This is a genomic window from Pseudomonas sp. PS02302 (assembly GCF_029959585.1).
Classification (GTDB): domain Bacteria; phylum Pseudomonadota; class Gammaproteobacteria; order Pseudomonadales; family Pseudomonadaceae; genus Chryseomonas; species Chryseomonas aestiva.
On the sequence record NZ_JASCON010000067.1, the window covers coordinates 23,134 to 29,677 of the forward strand.

6 protein-coding genes are annotated in these 6,544 nt (G+C 64.3%); 3 read left to right on the forward strand and 3 right to left on the reverse strand.

The genetic code is table 11. The features are described 5' to 3' along the window. Positions 1–112 precede the first annotated feature (112 nt). The gene (locus QMX82_RS19385; RefSeq protein ID WP_282286643.1) at positions 113–2,104 is read left to right on the forward strand and encodes a putative bifunctional diguanylate cyclase/phosphodiesterase; all 1,992 of its coding nucleotides are present in this window, start codon (positions 113–115) and stop codon (positions 2,102–2,104) included. Between the two features lie 57 nt (positions 2,105–2,161). Here the strand turns inward: QMX82_RS19385 and QMX82_RS19390 are convergent, their stop codons facing one another. The 3 genes from QMX82_RS19390 to QMX82_RS19400 all read right to left on the reverse strand — a co-directional run bounded on the left by QMX82_RS19390 (position 2,162) and on the right by QMX82_RS19400 (position 3,708). Further along, on the reverse strand, positions 2,162–2,305 hold the full coding sequence (locus QMX82_RS19390; RefSeq protein ID WP_282286645.1) for a hypothetical protein: 144 nt from the start codon (positions 2,303–2,305) through the stop codon (positions 2,162–2,164). Positions 2,306–2,648: 343 nt separating this feature from the next. Further along, complete coding sequence (locus QMX82_RS19395; RefSeq protein WP_282286647.1) at positions 2,649–3,131, reverse strand: hypothetical protein; 483 nt, start codon at positions 3,129–3,131, stop codon at positions 2,649–2,651. Between the two features lie 184 nt (positions 3,132–3,315). Then, positions 3,316–3,708, reverse strand: coding sequence for a RidA family protein (locus QMX82_RS19400; RefSeq protein ID WP_282286649.1), 393 nt, complete (start codon positions 3,706–3,708; stop codon positions 3,316–3,318). A gap of 358 nt (positions 3,709–4,066) precedes the next feature. Here QMX82_RS19400 and QMX82_RS19405 point away from each other — a divergent pair, with 358 nt between their 5' ends. Beyond that, positions 4,067–5,692 carry a methyl-accepting chemotaxis protein gene (locus tag QMX82_RS19405; RefSeq protein ID WP_282286651.1) on the forward strand — a complete coding sequence of 542 codons (1,626 nt, stop codon included), beginning with the start codon at positions 4,067–4,069 and terminating at the stop codon, positions 5,690–5,692. Between the two features lie 742 nt (positions 5,693–6,434). After that, on the forward strand, positions 6,435–6,544 hold a 110-nt coding region (locus tag QMX82_RS19410; protein WP_282286653.1), incomplete at its 3' end, for a hypothetical protein.

A 6,544-nucleotide genomic window follows, 5' to 3' on the forward strand; every position in this document is an offset into this window, starting at 1 on the left:
GTCATTTCGGCTGAATCCCTGAGCCAGCGGCCAGTCACTAGGTGCCATCATATTGATATTATCAATGTCACTTATCGCACATTGATATCTCTTCTGTCAGTCCAGGTCACACATGAAAACCTCACCAGAGCTGGGTCGGCTTGTCGATCAGACGCTTGCTGTGCCGGTCGGGCCCTTTGCCTTCGTCTCGGTGCTGGAGCGCCTGTTTCAGCTGGATATCCACAAGCAGCGCACGCGGCACCTCACTCGCTGCCTGCTGATCGGCACCCTGAGCTACGACAGCTTTCTGATCTGGTGGTGGCTCCTGCTGCAAGACGCCCTGCCCTGGGCGGCCGCCCAGATGCTGGGGATCGCCACCCCCTTCGCGCTGCTGGTCGTGGTGCTGCTGCAGGTGGTGCCGACACGTTGGCGCGAAACCCTGGCCTCGCTGCCGTTCTATGTCGGCCTGGTGGTGGTCTACAACATGGTGATCAACGGCCCACCGGGCAGGGAGATGAATCAGACACTGTTCATCTTCACCTGGCCGCTGATGCTGGCCTTCGTCAACACCTGCATGAAGAGTCCGCTGCTGCCGGCCCTGCTGTTCAACGGCTTCGCCCTGTCGGTGATCGCCCTTGCCGTCCATGAAGCGCCGGTGTCACCAATCGTCGGCGGGCTGATGATGACCAACGCCATCGTGATGGCGTTCTTTTCGCTATTGGCCAGTTACTGGCTCAACGTCGAAGGGCGCCGCTCCTACCTCTACAAGCTGCGCGAAGAAGTCCGCCTGGCGTCTCTCAATTCGGCCAATCAGGATCTGCAGATCCTTTCGGAAACCGACTCCCTCACCGGGCTGGCCAATCGTCGTCAGCTCCGCCCGCTCCTCGAAGACTTCTGGCAACGCCGCCTGGCCGGAGAGCAAGGCGCCGTGCTGCTGATCGACGTGGATCACTTCAAGCGCTACAACGACTACTACGGCCACCTCGCCGGAGATGACTGCCTGCGCTCCGTGGCCAAGGCCCTGGCGGTCGGGCTGGGCCCGGGTGACAGGATCGGTCGCTATGGTGGCGAGGAGTTCGTCGTCCTCCTGGACCGGGTCGGCCCGGCCGAGGCGCTGGACGTGGCGGAGGCCATCCTGGAACGCGTTCGCGACCTGCAGATCCCGCACCAGGGCCGTCAGGATGACAAGACCCATGTCACCGTCAGCATCGGCATCGCCCGCAGTGGCCTGGCCGGTCTGAGCAGCGCCGACGACCTGCTGGACTGTGCCGACCGCGCGCTCTATCGCGCCAAGCGCGAGGGCCGGGACCGGGTCTTCGAAGGGGGCGTCGATGCCATCCTGGGCGCACCGCTCGACCATGCCGCGCTGCTCACCCCGGAGGATGTCCGCAAGGGACTCGCGAGCAACGAATTCCTGCTGCACTACCAACCCATCTATCGCGTCGAGCCCCGGCAGGTGACGGGTTACGAAGCGCTGCTGCGCTGGCAGCATCCGACCCTGGGCATGGTCTCGCCGGAGGTTTTCATCCCGCTGGCGGAACAGGGCAATTTCATCATCGCCCTGGGCGAGTGGGTGGTGAAGGAGGCCTGTCTCGCGGCCAGTCAGTGGCCTCCGCACCTGAGCATCTCCATCAACCTGTCGCCGCTGCAATTCGCCGATCCCATCCTGCATGAGCGGGTATCCGCGGCCCTCAGGCTCTCGCGCCTGGCGCCCAACCGCCTGGTCCTGGAGGTCACCGAAGGGGTGGAATTGGTCATAGATACCAAGACCCGCCAGTCCTTCGCCCTGCTCCAGCTGCTGGGCATCCGTATGGCCCTGGACGACTTCGGCAGCGGCTTTGCCGGCCTCGGCCCCATCCTCGAACTGCCCTTCCAGCTGATCAAGCTCGATCGCCGGATCCTGGCGATCGAGGACGAGGAACAGCGTGGCCAGGTCCTGACCTCCCTGTTGCTGCTGGGCAAGGCGATGAAACTCGAGGTGCTCTGCGAAGGCGTGGAAACCCCTGAACAACTGGCGCAGCTGCAGCAGCTGGGCGTCCGGCTCGCCCAGGGGTATCTGCTGGGCAGACCCGCGGCGGCTCCTAGCGGTCAGGAATTCCAGCTCACGGCGTCGCTGGAAGCCTGACGCGTAGCGCTAACCGGCGTCCGGCGCCCTGCCGGGGGCCGGCAGCGCCGCCCTCGTCTAGAAGATCGCCAGGCTATCCAGCACCGCCGTGCAGAGCGCGCTGCCATAGGTGACCACACCCAGCGGTACCCCTACCGCGGCGCCCAGGATCAGGGCGCAGACCAGCAGCAGCACCAGCGGTATCCCGAACACGGGCTGCATCAGGAAATGGCCGCCGCTGCTCTCCCCTGCAACTTTTGCTTTGGACGTCTCTACCGGGTGGCCGGCTTCGGACCGGGCGCGGGTAGGCTGCCCGGGCGGCTGACGTCCTGGCCTGGCCTTGCCTTCCATCTCGATCAGGTCGGCGATATCGGCGAGGGTCCCGCTGTTGCGGGTGATCTGCTCATGAGCAGCGCGGAGGGAATCGGGCTTGGCCGTGCGGCCTGCACCGCGAGGCGGTCTTCGAGAGGCGGTCATAGTGCAAGAAACGGCGGAGAAGGTGCTTAGGATGACACAGTCTGAGGTTAAGGCTATTAACATTAACGGCAAAAATGGCCATTTGCCACTATTCTGTTGGCAGTTGCCTGAGCAGCGGAACGCTGATCTCTTCCCCCGCTTCGAGTGCCGCCAATGCCAGGCGGGTGGCCTCGCGCCGCTCTTCCAGGGAATAGTCCTCCGCGTCCTCGTCCGGCAACTCCAGCTGCTGTTCCAGTGCGCTGAAGGAATGCCATTCGGCATCCTCGGCGCGACCCTCCGCGACAGGTCGGGCCAGGCTGTCGCGCAAGGCGACAGACGCCGGTTCACCCGCTCCAGCCGCCTCAACGCACTCGCTCGGGCCCGAGCTGGGCAGCAAGGCGTGCGCAGCGCCCTGCTGGATGTACAGCGGGACCGTCGCTTCGGCGGCCTGACCCGTAGCGGTCAGCGCAGCCGGGGTAGGCGCGAGCTCGAGCCTGGGCATTAGCCCGGCCTGGTACAGCGCCAACAGGCGGGCATCGACGTAGCCCAGCAAGAGGTAGCCCGCCGAGATTTCGCTGCCATCTTTATTCATCACAGTGCTTCCTGAATGGGTGGGAACGATCGCCTCCAAGGGTTCGTGGAGGGGAATGAAGGAGCGCTCACCTGACGAGCCGATCCTGAGCGCTGCAGCCCTTCAGCTGCTTGCACAACCCGGACGCTGAGCAAGCGTTCTGCACAGGCAGCGCCGTCAGGCCGAACAGCCGGAGCGGCAGGGTCTATCGCTGCACGGCGATGCACTTGATTTCCGCGAGCAGTCCGGCACGGGCCAGTTCGGCGACGCCGATGCAGGTCCAGGCGCACGTCCCTCTGGGAAAGACGGCATCCTTCACGCGCCTGAAGACCGGCATATGCCTATGCAGGTCGACGTGGAAAGTCGTCAACTCCACCACATCCTCGAACGTACAGCCACCTGCTGCCAAGACAATGCGAAGATTGTCCCAGGCTGCCCGGAATTGCTGCTCGGGATCCTGGATGACCTCCAGCTCCGGCGTACGGCCCACCTGCCCTGCGCAATAGAGGGTCTTGCCGACCTTCACCGCCGGTACATAACCCGCACGTTCGACAAGCCCTTTCATGCTGTCGGGGATGATCAACTGGCGGTCTGTCATTGTCTTCGCGTCCACGGTCGTAGAAAAGGCAAGCTAACAGCAGCAGTGCTCCGCGGCCTAGCCGCGCTTTTTCGGGGCTACCCCGGACGCCTGACCTCGCGGGCCCCGCCCCGATCCTCTGGGGATGGCGAGGGCAGCCCTGATCCGGTCTCGGCCAGGACGACATCGCTCGCACCAGCGCTCAGCGGACGGCCGTCAGTCATGGCGGACGTCCGTATCGATCGCATGAACGTCCGCTTCAATTCAAGCGGTCACGATGTCGAAAAACAGGCCGAAACCCGCGTCCTTGACGGCCTTCGCTCAAGTTGTCGCGCTCATTGCCGTTATGGTCTTCACAATCCCCTACCGGTACATGGATATGACCCTTCGCGCGTTCAACATCGCCACCCGTAGCCTGCTGTGCTTCGGTCTACTCGCCGCGCTGGTGGCCGGCCTGGGTATCTTCGGCATCACCCAGATGTCGCAGATCAGGGACCAGAGCCTGGTGATCGAAACGAACAGCGTTCCGAGCATCGTGGAGGCCGACAACCTGGCCCTGCAACTGGCCCGCACCCGCATCGAGGTGCTGCGCCTGCTGGCCATTCCTGACGCCTCGACCGTCGCCAATACGCGCAGGAAGATCGACAGCATCAGCGGCGAGGTCGCAGAGGCCTTCGGTCGCTATGCCAAGCTGGTCAGCTCCGATCGTGAACGCCAGGCCTTCGAGAGCCTGCGCCAGGTTCACCGGGACTACCTCAACAACGTCAACCAGCTGGCCGACCTGGTCGTCGCCGGCCAGGTGGAGGAAGGCCGGGCACTGGTGCAGTCGGGCATGGCCCAGCTGGGCGCCAGGATGAACGAGAGCACCGAGGCCCTGCGCAAGGTAAACCAGGAGGGCGTCAAGGCCGCCGCCGAGAACGCGGGTGTCACCTACAGCAACTCCAAGACGATCACCTGGCTGTCCATCGGCCTCGCGCTGGGACTGACCCTCCTGCTCGCCTGGCGCATGACGGTCAGCCTCACCTACCCCATAGCCACCGCGGTCGCCGCGGCCAGGGTCATTGCCGCTGGCGACCTGACCCAGAGCCTGGATGCCCGTGGTCACGACGAGGCCGCCCAACTGCTGCAGGCCATGCAGCAGATGCAGACCAATCTGCGTGACACCCTGGGCCATCTGGGCCAGTCCGCCACCCAGCTGGCCTCCGCCGCCGAGGAAATGACCGCCGTCATGCAGGAGAGCGCTACCGGCCTGCAGCAGCAGAACAGCGAAATCGAGATGGCGGCCACCGCCGTGACCGAGATGAGCCAGGCGGTCGAGGAAGTGGCAGGCAATGCCACCTCCACCTCTACCGATTCGCGCCAGGCCGCGGCCAGCGCGCGTGACGGCCAGCAGCAGCTGGGCAACACCCTGGTTGCGATCGAGACCCTGACCGACAATGTGCTGAGCGCCAGCGATCGCGCCCGTGAGCTGGCCGAACAGACCCGCAACATCAGCCAGGTCCTCGACGTCATCCGCTCGGTAGCCGAGCAGACCAACCTGCTGGCGCTCAATGCGGCCATCGAGGCCGCTCGGGCCGGCGATGCCGGTCGCGGCTTCGCGGTCGTGGCGGACGAGGTACGGGGGCTGGCCCAGCGTACCGGAGACAGTACGCGCGAAATCGAGAAGATGATCGGCAGCATCCAGCACGGCACCGGCCAGACCGTGAATGCCTTGCTGACCAGTGCCGACCAGGCTCGCCAGACCCGTGAACAGGCGCAGGCTGCCAGCGGCGCCCTGGAAACCATCGCCCAGTCGGTGTCAGGTATTGACGAGCGCAATCTGGTGATCGCCAGTGCTGCAGAAGAACAGGCTCAGGTAGCCCGCGAGGTCGACCGGAACCTGGTGCGGATCCGCGACCTGTCGGTCCAGACGGCCGCCGGCGCCCACCAGACCCGCGTCGCCAGCCAGCAGCTGTCTGAACTGGCGCTGCAGCTGAACGGGCAGATTCGCCGATTCCGCGTGTAGACGTCCCTGACCCCCTAGCTGCTGCCCCCCTCCCCCGGGCCTGTCGGCAACCGGCCAGCAGACTGACCACTGAGCTACGCCAGGTCGCGTATCACCCGATCCGGGTGCTACGCGATGGGCTTCTGACCGGGCCGGACTACTGCTTCTGGCGGGAGCGGATGCCCCCACACTCGATACATCCTTGGCCGGGATCGATGCTACGTCGCTAAGGAATCAGCGGTGCCCCCGAGAGTAGGCGCCAATCGCGCTGTGCCAGTTGGGGCAGGCAGCGCATTGGTCGTAACGGATCGCGTCGGAAGCTGGCCGTACGGGCGCTGTTCTTCGGCTATGCCGGCAGTTCGCTGAGCTCTTGCCTGCGGCTGACGGCCAAGAAGTCAGGTCTCGATGCGTTGAACCCGGAGGTGATGCATTTGAGACGCTATTGCCCAGGCAGCTGATGAGCCAATCTTATCCGCCGCTCTTCGGAGGGGGCCTCTTTTCGACTGGATGGTCGAGTACCTGCTGCCCTGTCATCCGCGTACGGCCCAGAATGCAGTAGGCGCAATCACCGAGCTTCAGTTACCAAGACCGATCATGGTGATAGGCGAAAATCCGCTTATGCCCCTGACCTAGCAGGCAAAATATCGCCCATGAAGAGGGCAAAAACCGTTCTAGAGCGGTACTTTTGAATTTGGCACGCCGCCTGCTATTGCTCTTGTCAGCGCACTAAGCGTTTCGAAAATAATGACAAGAGGAACACCCTGTGGATAGCACCGCTACCCTCGCGGCCGGCCAGACCGCGCCCAAGACCACCTCGCAGCGCATCAAGTCCATCTTCAGCGGTTCCGTCGGCAACCTGGTCGAATGGTACGA

What these genes read in the sequence shown, in the direction of transcription:
- QMX82_RS19385 (WP_282286643.1), top strand. Translation starts at nt 113, where the DNA reads ATGAAAACCTCACCAGAGCTGGGTCGGCTTGTCGATCAGACGCTTGCT.
- QMX82_RS19390 (WP_282286645.1), bottom strand. Translation starts at nt 2,305, where the DNA reads ATGCAGCCCGTGTTCGGGATACCGCTGGTGCTGCTGCTGGTCTGCGCC.
- QMX82_RS19395 (WP_282286647.1), bottom strand. Translation starts at nt 3,131, where the DNA reads ATGAATAAAGATGGCAGCGAAATCTCGGCGGGCTACCTCTTGCTGGGC.
- QMX82_RS19400 (WP_282286649.1), bottom strand. Translation starts at nt 3,708, where the DNA reads ATGACAGACCGCCAGTTGATCATCCCCGACAGCATGAAAGGGCTTGTC.
- QMX82_RS19405 (WP_282286651.1), top strand. Translation starts at nt 4,067, where the DNA reads ATGACCCTTCGCGCGTTCAACATCGCCACCCGTAGCCTGCTGTGCTTC.